Genomic DNA, 20,461 nt, shown 5'->3' with positions numbered 1-20,461 from the left:
AATTACTTACTGGGTAAAATAGTACCCGTTACTTCACCAAAACCAACCCTTACGCCTTCTTTTTCCGCAAATCCTTTCAAGGTTATGGTGTCATTATCTTCAATAAAGGTGCGTTTGCTTCCGTCTTTTAATTCGAAAGGTTTTTTACCTGCCCACGAAATCTCCAACAACGATCCATAGGAGCTTTCATCTTTACCCGATATGGTACCCGATGCCATGACATCGCCTACATTTACATTACATCCGTTTACGGTATGGTGCGCCAATTGCTGCATCATATTCCAATACATGTACTTAAAGTTTGAGCGACTGATTATTGTTTCTTCCGAAGATTTGGTACCCATGCCTACTTCTAATTGTATGTCATAATTTTTGGCTCCCTCATATTGTAAATACGAAAGTACGGCTGGTTCTTGCTTAGGTCCTTGAACCTTAAATGGCTCCAGTGCCTCTAACGTAACAATCCACGGCGACATTGATGATGCAAAGCTTTTGCCCAAAAACGGACCTAAAGGTACATATTCCCATTTTTGAATATCCCTAGCGGACCAGTCATTAAACAACACCAATCCAAAAATATGTTCCGAAGCATTTTCAACTGCAATCCGTTCTCCTAATTGCGTAGGTTTACCTATTATGAACCCCATTTCCAATTCAAAATCTAAACGCCCCGATGCTTGAAAAACCGGTGTTTCCATTTCATTGGTTTTCACTTGACCCATAGGTCTATGAATTTTGGTGCCGCTTACCACAATGGAAGAAGCGCGACCGTGGTAGCCTACCGGAATATGCCTCCAATTGGGCAACAAAGCATTTTCTGGGTCACGAAACATTTTACCCACATTGGTAGCATGCTCAATACTCGAATAAAAATCGGTATAATCGCCTACTTGCACCGGCAGATGCATAGTAGCGTCTTCCTGTTGCACAAATGCTTCAGGATGGTTTTTTAATGGCGAATTTTCCATCACCAGCAACTGCTGTATATCTAAACGGACTTTATTGGTAATCTTCTTTCCTAGAGCGATAAACTCATTTAAAGTTGATTGATTAAAATAGTTGGCATTGACCTCTAACAACCCTAACTCTGATACCACAACCAAATCAACAATTCGCGTTCCAATAGCAATACCTGCTCTTGGCTGATCATCGTTCACCGAAAAAACGCCAAAAGGAAGATTGTAAATGGAAAAATCTGAATTATGGGGTACGCTGACCCATGTTTTTAGTGTTGTCAAGTGTTTTCTTATTTCTGTTATAACCAAGATTTGTAATAATCGCCATCATCTAATTTCATGGCATTCTCAGTAACCATCAACGGTTTAAAGGTGTCTATCATAACCGCTAATTCTTCAGACCCTTTTTGACCTATGCTACGTTCTGCAGCACCTGGATGCGGACCGTGTGGTATACCTGCGGGATGCAAAGAAATATTACCTGGTTGTACACCGTTTCTGCTCATAAAATCGCCATCAACATAATACAGCATTTCATCTGAATCTATATTGGAATGGTTATATGGTGCCGGAATGGACTGCGGATGATAATCATACAGTCTTGGCACAAACGAACAAATTACAAAGGCATTTGTTTCAAAAGTTTGATGCACTGGTGGCGGCTGATGAATTCTGCCCGTAATAGGTTCAAAATTATGAATGGAGAATCCGTACGGGAAGTTATATCCATCCCAACCCACAACATCAAAAGGATGTCCAATATACACCATTTCATGCATGACCCCTTGCTTTTTCACCTTTATCAAATGTTCATTGGTATCGGTAAATGTTTCAAGGTCTTGCGGCAATTTATAATCGCGCTCACAGAACGGAGAATGCTCCAATAACTGCCCAAACCAATTGCGATACCTTTTTGGCGTATAAATCGGTGAATATGACTCGGCATATAATATGCGATTGTCTTCACTATCAAAATCAATCTGATAAATGGTTCCTCTGGGAATAATCAGATAATCACCATATTCAAATGGAATCTGTCCAAAAATAGTTCTTAAGGTACCAGAGCCTTTATGTATGAACAACATTTCATCGGCATCTGTATTCTTATAAAAATATTCGCGTAACGACTTTCGTGGTGCCGCTACCCCAATGATAATATCACTATTGACCAAAAGTGGCTCACGAGCTACTAAAAAATCGTCTTTTGCGGGTGCATTAAAACTAACCAACTTTAACGAACGTATATTCTTCTCCAACGCAATTTTAGGAGACACATCGGTACTCTTTACAATCTCTTTGACCATGGTAGGTCTATTATGATGATATAATAAAGAGGACATACCGTCAAAACCAATGGTACCGAACAATTGTTCCGAATACAACTCCCCGTTGGGTTTTCTAAACTGTGTGTGCCTTTTTGGCGGCAACGCACCTTGCTTATGATAGATAGGCATATACGTTCGTTTTATTAGTTACTACTATTTTATTAAAATTAAACTATTCTTGGCTTGTCAAGAAATCTGTTGAACTTATAAGGTTCCCCTTAATTCTTGCTCACGCTCAATAGCTTCAAATAAAGCCTTGAAATTTCCTTTTCCAAAAGAAGTTGCTCCTTTACGCTGAATAATTTCAAAGAACATAGTTGGTCTTGCCTGTACCGTTTTTGTGAAAATTTGCAACAGATATCCTTCATCATCACGATCCACCAAAATACCTAGTTTTCTCAATGATTCTATATCCTCATCGATTTCACCAACTCGCTCTGTCAATACATCATAATACGTTGTAGGTATGGTCAAGAACTCCACACCTCTACTTTTTAAATCAGAAACCGTTTTTACGATATCATCGGTTGCTACAGCTATATGTTGTACACCTTCACCTTCATAAAACTCCAAATATTCATCTACCTGAGATTTTTTCATTCCTGGAGCAGGCTCGTTGATCGGGAATTTAATACGACCGTTACCATTACTCATTACCTTGCTCATAAGCGCAGTATAATCGGTAGAAATATCCTTATCATCAAAAGACATTATTTGCTTAAAGCCCATTACATTGGCGTAGAAATCTACCCAATAATTCATTTTACCTTCGTTCACGTTACCTACCATGTGATCTACAAATTTTAATCCAGTAGAGGTTGGCTGATAATCGCTTTCCCATTTTTGGTAGCCTGGTAAAAATGTACCGTTATAATTTTTACGCTCTACAAAAATGTGTACTACTTCACCATAAGAATAAATACCAGAACTTACCACCTTACCGTGCTCGTCTTCTTCGGTTTTTGGCTCCATGTAACTTTTAGCTCCTCTTTTCATAGCCTCGTTGTAAGCATAGGTAGCATCATCTACCCACAGTGCCGTTACCTTAACTCCGTCACCATGCTTGTCTATGTGCCTACCCACATCTGTACCACTCTTTAACGGTGACGTCAAAACCAATCTAATTTTATCTTGCTCTACCACATAGGATTCAAAATCCCTACTACCGGTTTCAAGACCTTTATAAGCTAAGGATTTAAAACCGAAAGCGGTTTTATAATAATGTGCCGCTTGTTTAGAGTTACTTACATAAAGTTCTAAATAATCGGTACCGTTAATAGGCATAAAATCTTGTGCCTCTTTGTGTTTGTTTTCTGCTACTGTTGAAGTTGACATAGTATATGATTTAGTTTTATATTGTTTTTTTGTTGCTCATGCAACATATGTGATAAAAAATTTTATGCTGTGGTCGTTTGGCTCTTCATTAAAACCTCAATTGCGGCCAAAAGTGCTTGGTTAGCCTCTCTTACCCCAAAAGATATACGCACTTTTCCCGGCGCACCAAAATTACCTACAGGGCGTACCATTATACCTTTTTTTTCTAAAAAAGAGGTAAACTCCATATCATTCACCGGTGGGTCTATTAGCACAAAATTACCCTGTGTTGGCCAATATTTGATATTCATTGTATCAAGACCGTTCAAAACAAACTTTCTTTCCTCCTTAACCAATGCTACAGTTTTGTTTACAAACGCTACATCTTCCAAAGCAGCAATTGCCCCCTCTAAAGCCAATGATGACAATAGAAAAGGTTTACAAATCTTACGCATGTAATTGCTTAGTTCTAAAGGGGCATAACAATAGCCAACCCTTAGACCTGCCAAGCCATAGGTCTTTGAAAAACTATTGATTGCAATTACATTTTTACCTTCTACTACAAAAGGAATTCCCGAAGTGTAATCTTCGGCTTCGGCAAAATGTCTGTATACCTCATCTAACACCAGTACTACATGGTCAGGTAATTTATCAATGAAATTTCTTAAATCTGTCAGTGGAATATAATTTCCTGAAGGATTGTTGGGCGATGCTAGAAATACCAACTTTGTTCTTTCATTAATAGCCTCCAAAATACCGTCCAAATTGTAATCATAATCCTCGGTCATGGGTACGTTGATCGCCTTGGCTCCCATCCAACGGGTAAAGGCCGTATAAGGTAAAAAGCAAGGCTGACTCACAATTACCTCGTCATCTTCGTTCAAAAATGCCTTAGAAATCATATCTATAATTTCTGAACCACTATTTGCAGTAATAAAGTTATCTGCGGTAAGTACACCATCAAAATCTTTCACCAACGCCTCACGTAACCTTATATCCGTATTATCCGGATATAGGCTCAAATCATCTAAGGTATTTGCCAAGGCTTCCTTAACTTTTGGGGAATACCCTAACGGATTTTCGTTAGAGGACAATTTGTGAACGGTAACACCATCGGGCATTACAATCTTCTTACCTCCGCCTTTGTAAGTGCTATCTTCTAATATATATTTCTTAAAACCTGGTTGCATATTTCTAGTACTTTTTGCCAATTTGAACTAAGTAAAAATACAACTTTTTTTTAAAATTGTTGCATTAACAACAATTTTAACGATAAACTCCTGTATTTTTGGAAGAATAACTTTGAGATTATGGACAGGACGGAGGGCTTCGGCGTTTACATTGATCGTACTTTAAAAAAAGTACAGAGCACTTTTTTACAGGTATTTGCAGAAAACAACATTGATCTTACTATTGAACAATGGGTGATCTTGCAACGTGTACATTTAGAAGGAAAAGACGCTTCGCAAGCTGACATTGCCAAATCTAACTTTAGAAATAGAGCTACAACCTCTAGGGTAATCAGTGGATTATGCAAAAAAGGGTTGCTACGTAAATCAAGATTCAGAGATGATCAAAAGAGATATAAATTGGTCATCACAGAAGAAGGTTCTGCTCTAATAAAACAAGTAATGCCCTTTATTCTTGATTTAAGAAAAGTTAGTACCCTGGGAATCACTGAAGAAGAATTTGAAATTTTCTATAAAGTACTTGACCAATTATGGGAAAATTTTGATCAATACGAAGGTCGTTCATAGTCATATTCCAGTCAATAAAAGAAATAATTAAATTTTTATTGATTTTGGTTTTACCAGTCTATAAAAATCACTAAGTTTGCACCCACATTTGAAAAAATGGTGTCGGTCGCATAGCTCAGCTGGATAGAGCATCTGCCTTCTAAGCAGACGGTCGGAGGTTCGAATCCTCCTGCGATCACTCTGAAGCCCCTTTTTAGGGGCTTTTTTGTTTAAAAAGCTTGTTCAAGTCGTTCTATTTTTTCACAAACCCAATAATCTTAAGGTTTTTATTATTTTTGAGATACTAAGACCATCACCAAACTACCATGTATACACTTACCTACGAATCTACTGCCGTTAATATTATGACCAGTTCAGAAATGGAGTCTTTGCTTGAGGAAGCACGTACACATAACAAGAGTAAAGATATTACCGGTTGCCTTATCTATTATAAAGGAAAATTTGTTCAACTTTTGGAAGGGAACAAAAAGGAGGTGCAAGAACTCTATGATAGAATAAAAAAAGACCCACGCCATAAAGAGGTTACCTTATTTTCAGAGGATAAAATTATCAAAAGAACTTTCCCTAATTGGGGTATGGCTTACTACCCTATGGATGAGGAGCACACCAACCAATATGAACTTGAACAGTTTAAAAGAAACTTAATCTTACTTTCCGATCTTGTTGAACCTACTAATTTGACAGCAAAGCAATTTTGGAAAAAGATAAAGACAATGATTGCTGAATCGCCCAAGTAATTTACTCAATTCTATATCATTTTATTATCTAACAGTATTAGTCATCATCTTCATTCTTAATAAGTGGATGATCCGTTCTGCCTAAACCAATTATCTTTATAATATTGATTATCGTATTATACAACATTAATACCACTACGATCAAGGCAGAACTTAATATTGCGCTTACACCGATAGTAATGTAATATATAGCATCAAAATAATTTTCCGGAATATTTTCACTTTCGGTGACAGGTAGATTAAATACCAAAAAGAACAACAAAGAGGCTATAAAAATTGCCGTATCCAGCTTTGCAATTTGCATAATGTGCAAGTAATGATCATTCTTCAGTTTAGAATTTGTCCCTGAGCTCACCCCTAAAAGGGTTAACATTAACGCCAATATGGTTGCCGATGCTAGCACTATGGTATTACATAACGTATTTAATCCCGTAAGGCTAGACTTTATTAAAACTTTAGCTTCATAACCGCTTAAATTTCCAAGCATAAAAGTTCCTAATCCAATAAACCCTAATGAAATCAAGCCGCCTATAATTGCGCGCTTTGTATAAAGTGAAATATCCATACTCATATTACATAAACAAATTAATACTGATTAGATTTTTTTATAAGTTTCCCATTAAAACCTTGCGAATACCCATGAAACTGTAATACCGAAAATCATATGTGCAAGGATCAATTGCAAAAAGAAATATGTCCAGTTAATTTTTGGCGGGTTACTGTGATTACTAATTATCATTGACCACCCGGCAACACCTATGACCCCAAGTGCCAATCCAAAAATTAATCCCGTACAAATGACAATATCTTTATTGAAGTGGAAGTAATAGACGTACATAATGGCCGCCATACTAATGCCTATTAAAAAATGAATTAACCAGCCTAAGTAATAATTATTATCCACTTTTCCTTTAAAGGTCTTAGAAAGATCAATAAGCTGATTTAATAAATGTGCCTCATTAAATTTATGACCGCTTAACAATTCAACCAAATGGCTAAAACCTGTCATAATCGTAGTTCCTAAAATGCCAGCGCAAAATATAAGTAACAATTCCATTGCTGTTTTTATTTCATTAAACTAATCCAAGCATTAAATTAAATAATAATTGATGCTTACCACTATCTATATTTTTTTGAACCAACATTTACTTGTAATGAATTACTTTTTGGAGCTTAACGCCAGTACCTTCAATGTTGTTAAATGCATATCATAGCAGTTATGCATTCTAAATAATCAACTACTATTAAATAACATGGAAGAAATCATTGGAATTTTTGCCGGCATCTTTACCACCATTGCGGCAGTTCCACAAATTTACAGAGCTTGGAAAACAAAAAAGGTAGATGATGTTTCTCCTAAAATGTTTTTTATCTTAATTCTAGGGGTCCTGCTCTGGACAGTATATGGTGTTATGAAACAAGATGCTCCAATTATTATTACCAATGGTATTTCAACACTATTGAACATCACCATGTTCATTCTCATATTTAAATATAGAAAACTGGAAAAATGAAAGAATTATTTAACACTTCTTGGGAAACCGTAATGTTAATTTCAATCAGTGCATGTGGTATATATTTAGCAATTATTGTTTTTACACGCATTACCGGAAAACGAAGTTTTTCTAAAATGTCAAGTTTTGATTTTGCAATGACCGTTGCCGTTGGATCAATTATTGCCACTACAATCCTATCTTCTTCTGTAAAAATGATCGAGGGTATAGTAGGCTTGGCAATGGTATATCTTTTACAAATAAGCATTGCATTTGCCAGAAGAAATAAAACTATACAGAATTTGGTAGATAATTCACCTTTATTACTCATGGACGGGGAGAAAATTATTGAATCCAATTTAAGAAAAGCCAGAGTTACAGAGAGTGATTTACGTTCAAAATTGAGAGAAGCCAATGTAACTGAACTCAGTCAAATTAAAGCGGTTATTTTTGAAACTACGGGAGACATTTCAGTTCTACATAAAAAAGATGATGCTCCTTTAGATTTATGGATTATGAAAGATGTGAAAAGAGAATAGCACCTCCCTTCTCATAACTTACACCATTATAATTTAGTCCTAATTTGTGTCGTATTGCTATCATTATTTATCCATATGCTATACCGCACAATTTCCAATCAAAAGAGCAAATCAATTAAGTGCTCAAATTTTAATTTCAAGTAAGAAATTACAACATATTAAAATCTAACAAGATGAAATTAGCATATAAAAGTTGCATAGAAGCCTGTAAAAAATGCTTTATCGATTGCCAAAACTGCATAGTTAACATGGCTGGTAAAGAAAGTATGAACGAGTGTCCAAATTGCTGTATGCAGTGTGTAGATACTTGCCTTAGCACCATTAAAATATTAATGGCAGATAGTCCTTTTTCTTCAAAACAAGCAGCGCTTTGCGCTGAAATTTGCGAATGGTGCGCAGAACAATGCCAACAACATGACCATGAGCATTGTCAATTATGCGCAGAATCTTGCTTGGCATGTGCCAAAGAATGTAGAAAACTTGCAGCCTAATACGTATTTAAAACTAAGAACATGGAAAATATAACGATAGATAAAAATCAAGAACAGGCAAAACAACCTGGTAATGAATTCAAAATGAATCCTGAGCCACTTACCATACGTGAAAGCTACAAAGGCAGTAATAAATTAAAAAACAAAGTTGCACTGCTTACAGGTGGAGATAGTGGTATAGGTAAAAGCGTAGCGGTACATTTTGCAAGGGAGGGCGCAAAAATTGCCATCATTTACCTAAACGAGGAAAAAGATGCACTACAAACTAAAATTGAAATTGAAAATGAAGGTGGAGAGTGTCTTTTGATCAAAGGAGACGTTAAAAATGAACAGTTTTGCAAAGATGCTGTTGATAAGACCATTTCTAATTTTGGAACCTTAAACTGTGTTATCAATAATGCGGCCATGCAATTCCCTACCGAGCATATTGAGGATATCAAAATAGAGAATTTGCATACCACTTTTGAAACCAACATCTACCCTTATTTTTATATTGTCATGGCTGCCATGAAACATTTAAAATCTGGTGATACCATTATCAATACGACATCTGTTACTGCATATAGAGGGTCTGAGCACTTAATAGATTATGCCAGTACAAAAGGAGCAATTGTTTCTTTTACCAGAAGCTTGTCAAAATCACTTGCAGAGAAAGGAATCCGTGTAAATGCTGTAGCCCCCGGACCTATTTGGACTCCTTTGATACCAGCTACTTTTGATGGTGAAAAACTAGAGAAATTTGGTAAAGATGTGCCGTTGGGTAGACCTGGCCAACCGGCTGAAGTAGCCCCAGCCTATGTCTATTTAGCCAGTGAAGACAGTAGCTACATGACAGGACAAGTATTACATATAAATGGTGGTGAAGTAATTGGTGGATAATTAATTGTATACATAATGATCAAAGATGAAGTGTTCCATATTTATATGGCAGAAGATGATATGGAAGATCAACAAATATTTAGAGATGCTATAGCTAGTTTGCAAGAAAATATAAATATTACCATGTTCTCAAATGGGTTAGATTTACTAAATGAATTGCAAACTAAAACTCTAAAGCCAAATGTTATTTTTCTGGATCTTTTTATGCCTCGATTGAATGGAGAGGAAAGTTTGACCGAAATTAGAAAGAGTACTGCCCTTGATGATATTCCGGTAGTTATATTTTCTAATCTGTACGATATTGACCGTATTTCAAATTTGTTCCAAAATGGTGCAAATAGATATCTCCATAAGCCTAATTCATTTAAAACGCTAACATTTGCTTTAAAGAGAACTATAGAATCTATTAAAAACAACACTTTAGGGGGTACGGCGATAATAAACTATGTAGAATAATAGTTACATAGTAGGATGATTCATTTTTTTTTAACTCAAAAAAATCAATAACCTTTTAGGTATTGAGTTATTTTTAAAATCAATCGCATTATTGCACAACAAAGCCAAAAGCTAACTTGCAATTGAATTATCAGCACATATAGTGCATATTCAACCAAATAATTTTAGAGTACAAATTATTTACCGAACATGAGCAAACCAATTTTAAATGTTTTCCTGGCAGATGATGACAGTGATGACAGAACATTCTTTTCTGACGCTTTGCGTGAAATACCGATACAAACCAAGATTTCGGAATTTAACAATGGTGTTGATTTAATGGCAGAACTACTATCTGATACAGCAGCACAGCCAGATGTAATATTTTTAGATTTAAAAATGCCCATGATGGATGGTTTTGAATGCTTGGCCGATATAAGAGATTTAGAAAAATTTACTGATATACCGGTAATCATTTACTCTACTTCTTACCATCCTAAAGAAATTGACAGATTAGAGCAAATGGGGGCTTCATTGTACCTACAGAAACCCTCATCTTACAATCAATTAAAAACACTTTTACACAAATGCCTTCGATATGTAAAAAATACTGAGGGCAATATTATCGACAAGGAATTTGTAATCTCTATCTAATTCCCCTATTCATATTACCCTCCTCCTTTAAATTATATCAGAACACTTTTTTATTTATCAGTTTTTTTATTAATTGTTACATTAAACCAGTAATACCTAAATAGCACTTATCTGGCAAATAATTATTTTATAAAGCCAGATTTCGATTTTTGATACCACGTAATACTTCAGATTTTTCCAAAATAAAAAAGCCAGCTCTATGAGCTGGCTTTTTTATTTTTATATCGTTCGTCTTATGCAGAAAGAGATACGTTTCTAATATTCATTAAGTAAGCTTTTGGCGTACAATTAAATTTGTTTCTAAATATTTTAGAAAAATAACTTCTACTGGTAAATCCTATTGAATATACTATTTCAGAAATATTCATATCAGAAGTCTGTATTAGCTCTTCCGCTAAAATTAAACGCTCATTTCTAATAAAATTAGTAACCGTGGTACCTTCCATCACTTTAAAACCTTCTTGAAGTTTTGTTGGCGAAAGACCGTATTCTTTACTTAAATCTGTAACGGTATAAGGGTACTCTGGCTTTCTCTTAATTGCATTCACTGCTTCCTCTATTCTTAAAAGCTCTTTTTTGGTTAACATTGAAGATACTTGTCCATCATTCTCCATATCTTGCTTACAATGTAAAATCTCTAACGCAAGGGTAAAATTCACTATTCCTTCAATAAGTAGCTTTCTTACCAAGCCTACCTGCGTAATAGCTCTAATCTGCAATAATTGTTCTTTAATCTTTAAATTAAAAGTACCTATATGTGGTTCTCCATCTTCATTTAGAAAAGTTGCGAATAATTGATCATAAAGTTCTTGATGGTTATTATTATCTATTGCACTACCATCTTGAGTAACCTTAATAATGGATAAATTGGATTTTGAAGCTCCTCTCAACTTAATATTTATTGTATCGTTAGATCCACCTACTACAACGGTTTGCAGAGCCTCTACTTTTTGAGAATCGTTACCTTTTGTAAATCTAAAATTACCTTCTAAACAGTAAACGAAATATAAACTACGGTTTTCATCAAGCTTTAAATCAAAATTAAAATCTTGATTTAAATTCATGTCATATTCAGTATAAGATATACCTGATCCTAATGAGACTGTTTGTATTCTACCTGTTCCCTTATCATTATCGTATTGAAGAATACGATCGCCTTGAAAGCTAGAAATACTTCCACCTAACACATTGTTGAAATAACTTAATTGATTATGAACTATTTGCATGATAAATTGTTTTGAAGGTTATTATTTAATGCAGCCTCTTGTGCCTCAAAAGCATTTGATGAATCAGGAGTGCTACCTTTTACATTTGACGTTTGGTCATAAGAACTTTTTCGTCTTACGTTACCTACTCTAGCATATTGAAGATTATTCATAGGGACTTGCATTTCTTGTTGTTACAAAGATGCAGCCAAAGAAGTGTAAATGTGTTACATGATTTTTAGAAGCTGTTACACAATTTTAAGAAAGGCGAATTATGTACTATAACAAGGTAGGTAAGTAAACAGTAAATTCTGCACCTTTATTGATTTCCCCTTCGGCATGTATTACACCATTATGGGATTGAACAATTTTTTTACAAATAGACAACCCTAAACCTGTACCGGTAAATTCGGTTTTTCCGTGTAGTCTCTGAAAAATCTCGAATATTTTTTCTTGATACTTTTTCTCAAAGCCTATACCATTATCAATGAACTGTAATTTTACATAATTGATATTAGGTAGCAACGTTTCTAAACTATCATTTTTGCCATTAATAACACTGCTTACAATCTTAATTTGAGGTTGAACCCCTTCCCTTATATACTTTAAAGAATTACCAATAAGATTAGCAAATAGCTGTTCTAATTGAAACTGAATGCCGTTGACCACCGGTAAATTTTGAGTAACAATTTCAGCATTCAACTCATTTATACGTTCACCAAGGTCTTCAAGCACATTATTTAAAACATCGTTGAGATCTACCCTTTTTGGTTGCTCATTAACCTCATCAATTTTTGAATATGAGAGAAGATTACTTATCAAATTTCGCATTCGATCAGATGAGTATTTTATTTTATCCAAATATCCCTGCGAACGACTATTTAAACGACCTTCTTCTTCATCATGCAAACGACTAGCGAACATTTGTATTTTACGCAAAGGTTCTTGCAAATCATGACTGGCCACTCTATTAAAAGCTTCTAGATCAGCATTTGTCCTCTTTAGCTCAGCATTTTTAATCTGTAAAACGGATTCTTCCTCTATTTGATTGGTAACATCTCTTATAACGCCTACCATATACCAATTACCTTCTTTTTGGTAACACTCGCCAATGGTGTTCATATACTTAAGTTTATTAGACTTCGTATACACCCGAAACACTTGATCTGTCTTCGATTTTTTTCGTTTAGCCTCTTTAAAACTTGTCTTAACCTTTTCTATATCATTAGGGTGCAGAAAGGTCAATAAACGATCATACTGATTGTCAAACTCGTTAGGTTCATAGCCAAATAACCGGTACACATTATCCGAGTACTTAATCTGTTCTTTCTCTAAATTCCAACGAAAACTACCAATATTGGCCACATGTTCAGCCTCTGACAATAATCTATTTTGTATGAAAAGTTCATTCTCATATTTCTTTTCTTTGGTAACATCTTTGGAAAATAAAATGAGACCATCGTTCATTTTAACAGCTCTAGTACTTAACCAAAATGATTCTTCCTTAAATATGAACTCCCTAGTATATTCTTTATTCTCTCCCGTAGCATAGCAGGTTTTCAATATTTCCATTACTCCGTTTTCTGAATTCTTTGGATAATATTCTAAAATACTCAACCCTACTATTTTATCGGCTTCTTCATTGGTAATTTCATCCATTCGATTATTTAAATAATCGATTCTAAAATCTTTAACCTCACCGTTATCATTGAAAATAGGCTTTAAATAGCATATAATACTATCATTACTATCTAAAACGCGAACACCAAATAGATTGGAAATTTCCAATTCATGCGTTCTAGATTGTTTAGTACCCAACGGTAGTTTGGACTCGGCATCGGTAATATAACTTGGTTCCAACTCAGCTAGGGTAATCAAAAGCCCATTATTAAGGCACTTTGCATCTACACGGTAATTAAAAACCCCGTCATCTTTTTTAATAGATATATGTGTAGTATTTGGTTCTTTGGTGGTAAATACCTTATTAGCAACAGTTAGTATTCCATCAACATTGGAAAGTTCCCCAAAATTTAGGCCAGTAACTACTTCGGTTGTTTTGCCAAAAAAGTCAAGGGCTTTTTGGTTGGCATACTTTAAAGTATATGCTGAACTTTTTGAAGTTACATCGGTTTCTGGTTCAATATATAGCAGTGCAGTGTTGAACCCGTCAACAATATCCTCAAAAAAACTGCCTACCATATTATTCACCATTATCTCCTACTATTTTTTATTTTAAGTTAATACACTGCGAAGTAACCGTTTATATTATGATTTGACTAGTGCTAAAACAAAAAAAGTTGCTCCTAATGAAACAACTTTTACCTATAAGACCTATTGAAAATTTAAATTTTCAATAAAAAATTCTCTTTCTTAAAATCATTTAGGTGGTATGCCCAATTCATTTTAACCACTTGTTTCAATGACTTTTTAAGCTCGCTGAAACTAGAAGGTTTTTTTATGTAAATGTTTGCCCCTTTTTCAAAGGTCTCCTCAATATCTCTTTCTGCAGAAGAGGTAGAATAAATAGCCACCAACAAATCTTTAAGATGTGGTGTATTTCTAATGGCTTCTAAACACTCAAACCCATTCATTATAGGCATGTTCAAATCTAAAAACACCAAATCTGGAGTGTTTTCCGTATCACTAAGCAAAAACTCCATACAACTTTTTCCATTTTCCAATTGGTGCAAATCTGTATTAAGCTCTATTCCTTCTAACGCATCAGCAAAAAACTGTCTGTCGTCTTCGTCGTCATCTACAAGGAGTATCTTTAATTTATCCATTTCACTTTTCATGTATTGAAAGAAGAACCATTCTTCTTACTTTTTTCTAAACTTCAAGTATTGGGTAATTGTCAACCCCGTTACTTTTTTAAACTGATTCGATAAATGAGGTACACTACTAAAATTCAAGTCGTGGGCAATTTCGCCCAAACTTGCATTTTCTAAAAGCACTAACTCCTTCACTTTTTCAATGCGCACTAAGATATAAAAATTCTCAATTGAGGTGAATGTTTTACTAGAAAACAAGTTTGAAAGATATGGATAACTAAAACCCAACTGATTAGAAAGCATTTCCGATATTTTTACGTTTCTAATATCCCCATCATACACCATTTTCTTAATGTATATCTTGATTTCCTCAACGATATCCCTATTCTCCTTTGTTTGGATTTTTATTCCAAAACCTTTAAGCTCTTTTGAAATTGACTCAAGCTTTTCATTGCTTAAATCTTCAGGTAGCTTAATAGTACCGTCTTCCAAAATTTCAAAATCAATCCCCGCTGCAACCATTGTTTTACGAAATACTTCACTAACCATTTTTTCAGGGTCGACTATGAAACTATATTCCATTTAAAAACAGTAATTATTTCGCAACAGTTTAAGTTGTAAAAGTATTATTTATATAAAACTTAATATAACAAAATACAATAAATATTGACCACTATTAAGTCCATTGCAAATTATTACTAAATTTGTAAGATTTAAGCTACACTGTTTATAGTGTCAGTAGAAATTAACCAAACACATGTTTGCTATTTCATTGTATAAATTAATGCTCCATATGCAGGTATATTCATTTTTCCAGTGAAATGTTTGGCGTCTGTGACTTTATCTACAAATTCTACATCGGCAACTTCCATATTAGAAAATGCATTATCATAGATTTCACTCCCTGCATTGATTTTTAACATAAATGGTTGGTTCTCATTTAACCCAATGCCATAGTCCTTATATTCTTGATTGCTGAAATTCAAAATAACCAATACTAGTTCTGTAGGGTCATTGGCATCAAAACGTTTGTAAGCTAAAATTTTGGTTTCGTTATTAACATGAAGAAACTCAATATGCTGGCTTCTTAGCCCTTTGCCTCCCGGCATTTCTCCAGTTCTCAAATGAATAATGTCACTTACCAAAGTTTCTATTCCTTCATGTTTTTGCAGTTTTCCCCAGTCTAAAGCTTCGGTGTCTTTAAAATATTCATCCTCGATAAACTCTTGTCCTTGAAAAAGCATGGGTATACCAGGTGCGGTCAGCGTTAATACCATTCCCAATATGGCTCTTTTCTTGGCAAAATCACTCTCTGCATCGCCTGGCTGAATCTCTTCCGGCACCCTTGCTTTACCGTTGGCCACCTCATCATGAGATTCTGTATAAACTACACGGCTAAAGGCATCGTTACTGTATTTAAAGCTTAGAGCTCCTACGATTTTTTCCAAATCCCTACTATCATCATGGGTGTCTTCAATTACTTCCCTTACCGGATGCACAAAATTCATATCCCATTGCGAACCATACATTAACCCACCGTGCTCTACGGCATCCGTCACCCTACTATCACCTTTCAAATCTTCTGCTATGGTTAAAATTTGAGGATATTTCTTCCTAATCTCCATATTAATGTCGCGCATTAATATATTTCCTTCTTCTATTTCTGTATCATATCCCAATCCGCCACCTTCATAGCGTATGTATGAAGTAGCGTCCATTCGCAGCCCATCACAATGGTATTTCTCTATCCACATCAATGCGTTATCTCGCAAATATTGGCGTACTTCCTCTCTACCATAATCTGGTCTGGTGTCTCCCCAAGGCGTATCGCTTCTGTGATCATTATAAAAGTATATACCGCCTTTGTCATTTTCGCTCCAACCATCAAACTGCCACAGATCAACATCTGAAGGACCAAAGTGATTGTATACTACATCCATAATTACCGCAATTCCTTTTTTATGCGCCTCATTCACAAGTTTAGCAAAACTATCTGGTCCACCATAATCTTGTTCAATAGCAAATGGATGAGCCGGATTGTACCCCCAAGAAATTCCACCTGCAAATTCAGCCACAGGCAATAGTTCTATACAATTAATCCCCAAACCTTTTAAATAATCCAACTTTTCAATAACATCATCAAAAGTACCTACGGCATCTGGTGACGACCTGTTAAAAGTACCAACATGCAGTTCGTAAATCACCAATTCATTCCAACTTGGCATTTTAAAATCGGTATCTTCCCATTGAAAATCCAAAGACCTTATCACAGAATTTCCATTACTGTTCGTTACCTCATAGGCATAGGGATCATTTCTTGACAATAAGTTGCCGTTGTACTCAATAAAATATTTGTATTCATCACCAGGTGATGCTATATCTGTGACCATTGACCAATAACCATTCTCCTCTAATTCAAGGGAAAGTTCTCTTTTAGACCAATTGTTAAAGCTACCTGCCACAAAAACTTTGTCTGCATTAGGTGCCCATACTCTAAAGGTTACGGTACCATCATCTATGATAGCACCCATACCTGCCGATTTTGTAATAGAAGTCGTGTTCATAAGTCAAAAATAGACTTCAATTTTGGCTTGTAATACCCTTAAAGCCTGATGCTTTAACTCAAAAAAATAAATTTTGAATAACCGCTAAATGAAATATTATGGAGTTGAATAATATTCTAAAATATATGTTTACTGCTGCTTAGGAACAACTACAGTAAAAACGGAACCTTTGTTTAATTCGCTCGTTGCACTGATGTACCCATAATGGTTCTGTACAATCTTTTTAACGATTGCCAAACCTATACCGGTACCTACATATTCTTGCTTGGTATGCAAGCGCTGAAAGACTTCGAATATTTTCTTAGAGAAGTGTTCTTCAAATCCTATACCATTGTCTATAATAGTTATTTTCACATACTCCTTACCTTCCAATAAATTATCATCAATAATCTGTGCATTGGTTATAGTTTCCGTATCAATGGTTATATCAGGTTCAGTATCATTCTTTGCATACTTTAATGAATTGGACAATAAATTATAGACCAACTGTCTAAATTGAAATGGCACTACCTCCAATTCTGAAGAATTCAGCAAAGTAATTTTTCCGTTCTTTTTCTGAAGCTCTTCCCCTAGATCACTTTTTACGTCTTCTACGAGATTCTCCAGTTCAATTTTTTCAAATACCCGTTGCTCGGTATCTGCCCGTGAATAGGATAATAAATCATTAATAAGAGATTGCATTCTAAAGGCTGCGGACTGTATTTTTTTAAACTTTGTCTTACCGGAATCAGACAGTTTATCGTACTCTTTATCAAGTAAAATTTCCGTAAACATTTGAATTTTACGCAATGGCTCTTGCAAATCATGACTAGAAATATAGGCAAAGGACTGCAGTTCTTTGTTCATGGCTTCTAACTTAATATTGCTATCCGCCAATTCCTTGGTACGGTTCTCCACTTCCATTTTCAACTCATCAGCAAATGATTTTTGCTTATCAATACTCATGGCCGTACCTACAAAGCCCACCATCTCTTCCTTCTCATATTTTGGAACTCCTAGCACTTTGAACCATTCATATTTACTGGTTGAATGCCTTTTGACCCTATACTCCAAGGCAAAATCGGTTTTGTTCTCTACAGCATGCCCAAACCCGGCATAGACCAGATCCAAATCATCTGGATGAACTACATCTACCCAAACCTGTCCCGTAAAATCTTCTTCCTCTTCTATTCCAACATAGTCCAATAACGCACGGTTGGCATATTGTATATTTATTTCCTTATCGGTTACCCAAATCCATACTGGTGAAAGATTTGCCAATTCCCTGAATCTTCTTTCACTCTCTTTTAATCTTCTTTCTGCAAGTACAGCTTCTGTTGTATCTGTTACAATGACCAAAACCCCAGACACATCACCTTCCTCATCTTTTACCGGGCTATAACTAAATGTCCAATAAACATCTTCTATTCTACCATTTCTAAAAATAGGTATCAACAAATTTTCTCTCCAAATAGATTCGCCCTTATCTGTAACAACTTTTAACATTGGTTCAACTTCTTCCCAAACTTCATTCCAAGCCTCTTTTCCATTTAGTCCTAAAATTCTTGGATGTTTACCATCGTTACCTAAAATTGGCCTATAGGCATCATTGTAAAAACTTTTTAAAGTCTTTCCCCAAAACAATAACATAGGAAAGGGTGAATTCAGTAGAATGTTTATGGTTGTTCTTAAACTCTGCGGCCAGCCATCAGGAGGTCCTAAAGGTGTTAGTGACCAATCTTTTTCTCGCATCAACCTACCCATTTCACCACCATCATCAAGAAAATGAAATTTTTTGTTCATAAGGCTTGCAAATAGAAGTTTCTAAAATTATGGTTATTGTACTCTTTACGTAAAAGCATTATAAGATTAGCTAAATTAAACTAGCTATTACAAATTAAATAATTTATTGAAGAAAGTCTTAACTCAATAAAATAGAATTGCTCTTTATTAAGACCTTGAGGAGTGATTGCAACAATGTGACTTTTCCATTCCATTTTATAAAAAACCTTAAAATTGAAAATGTTAGAAAATTAGCAATTTTGACTCAAAAACAAGCAAAAAACCCTTTAAAATAGTCAAAAAAATCATAAAACAAGTCAATTTCTTGCATTTTAACTGAATTTTACTATGTTACTGTTTAACTAAAGTTATTCTATGCGACAATTAAAGATCACAAAACAAATTACGAACCGAGATGCCAAATCATTAGAAAAATATTTTCAAGAAATCAGTAAGATAGATTTAATTACTGCCGACGAGGAAGTAGAGCTGGCGCGAAAAATTCGTGAGGGTGATCAAAAAGCATTGGACAAGCTAGTGAGCGCAAATTTAAGGTTCGTAGTATCTGCCGCCAAGCAATATCAAAATAGAGGCCTACGCCTTACAGACCTTATTAACGAAGGCAATTTAGGCTTGGTAAAGGCTGCAAAACGTTTTGACGAGACTAGAGGATTTAAGTTTATCTCATATGCGGTTTGGTGGATCCGCCAGTCTATTTTACAAGCACTTTCCAAGAATTCACGCATGATACGTTTACCTCAAAACAAAATAGCGGTTAGTTCTAAAATTTATCAGGTGTATTCAACATTGGAGCAAGAAAATGAAAGACCTCCAAGTGCTACGGAAATTGCAAAAGAATTGGATATGAGCGTTTCTAAAGTTAAGAGCTCTATGAAAAACTCCGGAAAATCCATTTCACTTGATGCTCCTTTTAAAGAAGGTGAATCCTCATCCCTTTACAACGTATTAGAGTCTACATCTCTGGAAAGACCGGACAAGGATGTTATGGCAGAGTCGTTGAAAACAGACATCAATCAAGTTTTGCAAAAAATTCCAGAAAGACAGGGCGATGTTTTACGCCTGTTCTTTGGCCTAGGGAACCAACCTGCTATGAGTTTGGTTGAAATAGGCGAAGTATTTGATGTTACCAGGGAACGAGTTCGCCAAATCAAAGACAAGGGTATTAAGTCTTTACGCCGAGCTTCTAACACAGAAGTATTAAGAGCCTACCTGTAAACCAAAGCTAAATAATTAGCTAATCACCTTATACACAAACTATTATTAACACCCCTTAAAAATAGTATAACATAAGCTTAACACCTCTAATTTGTAGTTGGTGATGCTTATGTTATGTTACTGTTTTAAAAAAGAATACATGAAATTAATCTACATCAAAAGAGAAAGTAATATTAAAGAACTTTACAGAACACGCACCGGACTTATGAAATCGAAAGTGACATCGATCACCAAATATTTTATGGGAGTACCTATAAAAACCATTCACTCATACAAACAAATTTATCAAGGGCGTAAAAATAATGCCATTGAAAAAATGCTATTTATATAATCACATTATCACA

At 35.1% G+C, this 20,461-nt stretch carries 23 protein-coding genes and 1 tRNA gene; 11 read left to right on the top strand and 13 right to left on the bottom strand.

Annotation, left to right across the window (positions count from 1 at the left end):
• Positions 1–2: 2 nt before the first annotated feature.
• From fahA to CSC80_RS09370, 4 genes are all read right to left on the bottom strand, one after another.
• On the bottom strand, positions 3–1,238 hold the full coding sequence (gene fahA / locus CSC80_RS09385) for a fumarylacetoacetase (RefSeq protein WP_099191478.1): 1,236 nt from the start codon (positions 1,236–1,238) through the stop codon (positions 3–5).
• A 17-nt stretch (positions 1,239–1,255) separates the two neighbouring features.
• Positions 1,256–2,410: a homogentisate 1,2-dioxygenase gene (locus CSC80_RS09380; RefSeq protein ID WP_099191229.1), complete on the bottom strand. Its 1,155-nt coding sequence runs from the start codon at positions 2,408–2,410 to the stop codon at positions 1,256–1,258.
• A gap of 75 nt (positions 2,411–2,485) precedes the next feature.
• Entirely contained in the window at positions 2,486–3,616 is a 1,131-nt protein-coding gene (hppD, locus tag CSC80_RS09375; RefSeq protein WP_071340338.1) for a 4-hydroxyphenylpyruvate dioxygenase, read from the bottom strand.
• Between the two features lie 62 nt (positions 3,617–3,678).
• Positions 3,679–4,806: a histidinol-phosphate transaminase gene (locus tag CSC80_RS09370; RefSeq protein WP_236973353.1), complete on the bottom strand. Its 1,128-nt coding sequence runs from the start codon at positions 4,804–4,806 to the stop codon at positions 3,679–3,681.
• A 99-nt stretch (positions 4,807–4,905) separates the two neighbouring features.
• Here CSC80_RS09370 and CSC80_RS09365 point away from each other — a divergent pair, with 99 nt between their 5' ends.
• From CSC80_RS09365 to CSC80_RS09355, 3 genes are all read left to right on the top strand, one after another.
• Entirely contained in the window at positions 4,906–5,352 is a 447-nt protein-coding gene (locus tag CSC80_RS09365) for a MarR family winged helix-turn-helix transcriptional regulator (protein ID WP_058105173.1), read from the top strand.
• 104 nt (positions 5,353–5,456) lie between these two features.
• Positions 5,457–5,530, top strand: a tRNA-Arg gene (locus CSC80_RS09360).
• 127 nt (positions 5,531–5,657) lie between these two features.
• Complete coding sequence (locus CSC80_RS09355) at positions 5,658–6,089, top strand: BLUF domain-containing protein (RefSeq protein ID WP_099191225.1); 432 nt, start codon at positions 5,658–5,660, stop codon at positions 6,087–6,089.
• Between the two features lie 37 nt (positions 6,090–6,126).
• Here CSC80_RS09355 and CSC80_RS09350 read toward each other — a convergent pair whose 3' ends face one another.
• On the bottom strand, positions 6,127–6,654 hold the full coding sequence (locus tag CSC80_RS09350) for a hypothetical protein (protein ID WP_083414316.1): 528 nt from the start codon (positions 6,652–6,654) through the stop codon (positions 6,127–6,129).
• Positions 6,655–6,708: 54 nt separating this feature from the next.
• The gene (locus CSC80_RS09345; RefSeq protein WP_143751733.1) at positions 6,709–7,146 is read right to left on the bottom strand and encodes a DUF6789 family protein; all 438 of its coding nucleotides are present in this window, start codon (positions 7,144–7,146) and stop codon (positions 6,709–6,711) included.
• Between the two features lie 196 nt (positions 7,147–7,342).
• Between CSC80_RS09345 and CSC80_RS09340 the strand changes: the two genes are divergently transcribed.
• The 6 genes from CSC80_RS09340 to CSC80_RS09315 all read left to right on the top strand — a co-directional run bounded on the left by CSC80_RS09340 (position 7,343) and on the right by CSC80_RS09315 (position 10,580).
• Positions 7,343–7,603 carry a SemiSWEET transporter gene (locus CSC80_RS09340; RefSeq protein ID WP_071340343.1) on the top strand — a complete coding sequence of 87 codons (261 nt, stop codon included), beginning with the start codon at positions 7,343–7,345 and terminating at the stop codon, positions 7,601–7,603.
• Positions 7,600–8,121 carry a YetF domain-containing protein gene (locus tag CSC80_RS09335; protein WP_058105168.1) on the top strand — a complete coding sequence of 174 codons (522 nt, stop codon included), beginning with the start codon at positions 7,600–7,602 and terminating at the stop codon, positions 8,119–8,121. Before CSC80_RS09340 ends, CSC80_RS09335 begins: the two co-directional genes overlap by 4 nt.
• A gap of 248 nt (positions 8,122–8,369) precedes the next feature.
• Entirely contained in the window at positions 8,370–8,612 is a 243-nt protein-coding gene (locus CSC80_RS09330) for a four-helix bundle copper-binding protein (RefSeq protein WP_236973352.1), read from the top strand.
• Between the two features lie 21 nt (positions 8,613–8,633).
• Positions 8,634–9,491, top strand: a complete 858-nt coding sequence (locus tag CSC80_RS09325; RefSeq protein WP_099191221.1) for an SDR family oxidoreductase — start codon at positions 8,634–8,636, stop codon at positions 9,489–9,491.
• A gap of 15 nt (positions 9,492–9,506) precedes the next feature.
• Positions 9,507–9,947, top strand: coding sequence for a response regulator (locus tag CSC80_RS09320; RefSeq protein WP_099191219.1), 441 nt, complete (start codon positions 9,507–9,509; stop codon positions 9,945–9,947).
• A 189-nt stretch (positions 9,948–10,136) separates the two neighbouring features.
• Complete coding sequence (locus tag CSC80_RS09315) at positions 10,137–10,580, top strand: response regulator (protein WP_099191217.1); 444 nt, start codon at positions 10,137–10,139, stop codon at positions 10,578–10,580.
• A gap of 233 nt (positions 10,581–10,813) precedes the next feature.
• On the opposite strand, the gene CSC80_RS09310 is transcribed toward CSC80_RS09315, so the two are convergent.
• From CSC80_RS09310 to CSC80_RS09285, 7 genes are all read right to left on the bottom strand, one after another.
• Positions 10,814–11,806, bottom strand: a complete 993-nt coding sequence (locus CSC80_RS09310) for an AraC family transcriptional regulator (RefSeq protein ID WP_099191215.1) — start codon at positions 11,804–11,806, stop codon at positions 10,814–10,816.
• Positions 11,797–11,958 carry a hypothetical protein gene (locus tag CSC80_RS19455; RefSeq protein WP_156894535.1) on the bottom strand — a complete coding sequence of 54 codons (162 nt, stop codon included), beginning with the start codon at positions 11,956–11,958 and terminating at the stop codon, positions 11,797–11,799. The genes CSC80_RS09310 and CSC80_RS19455 overlap by 10 nt, the downstream gene beginning before the upstream one ends.
• A 106-nt stretch (positions 11,959–12,064) precedes the next feature.
• Positions 12,065–13,996 (bottom strand): ATP-binding protein, encoded by a 1,932-nt coding sequence (locus CSC80_RS09305; protein WP_099191213.1) that lies wholly within the window; start codon positions 13,994–13,996, stop codon positions 12,065–12,067.
• Between the two features lie 131 nt (positions 13,997–14,127).
• Positions 14,128–14,568: a response regulator gene (locus tag CSC80_RS09300; protein WP_074674670.1), complete on the bottom strand. Its 441-nt coding sequence runs from the start codon at positions 14,566–14,568 to the stop codon at positions 14,128–14,130.
• A gap of 36 nt (positions 14,569–14,604) precedes the next feature.
• Positions 14,605–15,138, bottom strand: a complete 534-nt coding sequence (locus tag CSC80_RS09295; RefSeq protein ID WP_099191211.1) for an AraC family transcriptional regulator — start codon at positions 15,136–15,138, stop codon at positions 14,605–14,607.
• A 182-nt stretch (positions 15,139–15,320) separates the two neighbouring features.
• Positions 15,321–17,120 carry an alpha-amylase family glycosyl hydrolase gene (locus CSC80_RS09290; RefSeq protein ID WP_201796624.1) on the bottom strand — a complete coding sequence of 600 codons (1,800 nt, stop codon included), beginning with the start codon at positions 17,118–17,120 and terminating at the stop codon, positions 15,321–15,323.
• A gap of 129 nt (positions 17,121–17,249) precedes the next feature.
• A complete protein-coding gene (locus CSC80_RS09285; RefSeq protein WP_099191209.1) occupies positions 17,250–18,902 on the bottom strand; it encodes a PAS domain-containing sensor histidine kinase in 1,653 nt (550 codons plus the stop codon).
• A gap of 354 nt (positions 18,903–19,256) precedes the next feature.
• Here CSC80_RS09285 and CSC80_RS09280 point away from each other — a divergent pair, with 354 nt between their 5' ends.
• Both CSC80_RS09280 and CSC80_RS09275 read left to right on the top strand, forming a co-directional pair.
• Positions 19,257–20,117, top strand: coding sequence for an RNA polymerase sigma factor RpoD/SigA (locus CSC80_RS09280; protein WP_099191207.1), 861 nt, complete (start codon positions 19,257–19,259; stop codon positions 20,115–20,117).
• Between the two features lie 139 nt (positions 20,118–20,256).
• Positions 20,257–20,448: a hypothetical protein gene (locus CSC80_RS09275; RefSeq protein ID WP_071340352.1), complete on the top strand. Its 192-nt coding sequence runs from the start codon at positions 20,257–20,259 to the stop codon at positions 20,446–20,448.
• Positions 20,449–20,461 lie beyond the last annotated feature (13 nt).

The sequence above is a fragment of the Maribacter sp. 6B07 genome, assembly GCF_002700155.1.
Taxonomy (GTDB): Bacteria; Bacteroidota; Bacteroidia; order Flavobacteriales; family Flavobacteriaceae; genus Maribacter; species Maribacter dokdonensis.
Note: the sequence above shows the minus strand (reverse complement) of the source record. Positions and strands in the feature narration are given on the sequence as shown.

What these genes read in the sequence shown, in the direction of transcription:
- CSC80_RS09295 (WP_099191211.1), bottom strand. Translation starts at nt 15,138, where the DNA reads ATGGAATATAGTTTCATAGTCGACCCTGAAAAAATGGTTAGTGAAGTA.
- CSC80_RS09280 (WP_099191207.1), top strand. Translation starts at nt 19,257, where the DNA reads ATGCGACAATTAAAGATCACAAAACAAATTACGAACCGAGATGCCAAA.
- CSC80_RS09345 (WP_143751733.1), bottom strand. Translation starts at nt 7,146, where the DNA reads ATGGAATTGTTACTTATATTTTGCGCTGGCATTTTAGGAACTACGATT.
- CSC80_RS09340 (WP_071340343.1), top strand. Translation starts at nt 7,343, where the DNA reads ATGGAAGAAATCATTGGAATTTTTGCCGGCATCTTTACCACCATTGCG.
- CSC80_RS09365 (WP_058105173.1), top strand. Translation starts at nt 4,906, where the DNA reads ATGGACAGGACGGAGGGCTTCGGCGTTTACATTGATCGTACTTTAAAA.
- CSC80_RS09305 (WP_099191213.1), bottom strand. Translation starts at nt 13,996, where the DNA reads ATGGTGAATAATATGGTAGGCAGTTTTTTTGAGGATATTGTTGACGGG.
- CSC80_RS09285 (WP_099191209.1), bottom strand. Translation starts at nt 18,902, where the DNA reads ATGAACAAAAAATTTCATTTTCTTGATGATGGTGGTGAAATGGGTAGG.
- CSC80_RS09350 (WP_083414316.1), bottom strand. Translation starts at nt 6,654, where the DNA reads ATGGATATTTCACTTTATACAAAGCGCGCAATTATAGGCGGCTTGATT.
- CSC80_RS09330 (WP_236973352.1), top strand. Translation starts at nt 8,370, where the DNA reads ATGGCTGGTAAAGAAAGTATGAACGAGTGTCCAAATTGCTGTATGCAG.
- CSC80_RS09315 (WP_099191217.1), top strand. Translation starts at nt 10,137, where the DNA reads ATGAGCAAACCAATTTTAAATGTTTTCCTGGCAGATGATGACAGTGAT.
- CSC80_RS19455 (WP_156894535.1), bottom strand. Translation starts at nt 11,958, where the DNA reads ATGAATAATCTTCAATATGCTAGAGTAGGTAACGTAAGACGAAAAAGT.
- CSC80_RS09355 (WP_099191225.1), top strand. Translation starts at nt 5,658, where the DNA reads ATGTATACACTTACCTACGAATCTACTGCCGTTAATATTATGACCAGT.
- CSC80_RS09335 (WP_058105168.1), top strand. Translation starts at nt 7,600, where the DNA reads ATGAAAGAATTATTTAACACTTCTTGGGAAACCGTAATGTTAATTTCA.
- CSC80_RS09325 (WP_099191221.1), top strand. Translation starts at nt 8,634, where the DNA reads ATGGAAAATATAACGATAGATAAAAATCAAGAACAGGCAAAACAACCT.
- CSC80_RS09290 (WP_201796624.1), bottom strand. Translation starts at nt 17,120, where the DNA reads ATGAACACGACTTCTATTACAAAATCGGCAGGTATGGGTGCTATCATA.
- CSC80_RS09310 (WP_099191215.1), bottom strand. Translation starts at nt 11,806, where the DNA reads ATGCAAATAGTTCATAATCAATTAAGTTATTTCAACAATGTGTTAGGT.
- CSC80_RS09275 (WP_071340352.1), top strand. Translation starts at nt 20,257, where the DNA reads ATGAAATTAATCTACATCAAAAGAGAAAGTAATATTAAAGAACTTTAC.
- CSC80_RS09300 (WP_074674670.1), bottom strand. Translation starts at nt 14,568, where the DNA reads ATGGATAAATTAAAGATACTCCTTGTAGATGACGACGAAGACGACAGA.
- CSC80_RS09320 (WP_099191219.1), top strand. Translation starts at nt 9,507, where the DNA reads ATGATCAAAGATGAAGTGTTCCATATTTATATGGCAGAAGATGATATG.
- CSC80_RS09380 (WP_099191229.1), bottom strand. Translation starts at nt 2,410, where the DNA reads ATGCCTATCTATCATAAGCAAGGTGCGTTGCCGCCAAAAAGGCACACA.
- hppD (WP_071340338.1), bottom strand. Translation starts at nt 3,616, where the DNA reads ATGTCAACTTCAACAGTAGCAGAAAACAAACACAAAGAGGCACAAGAT.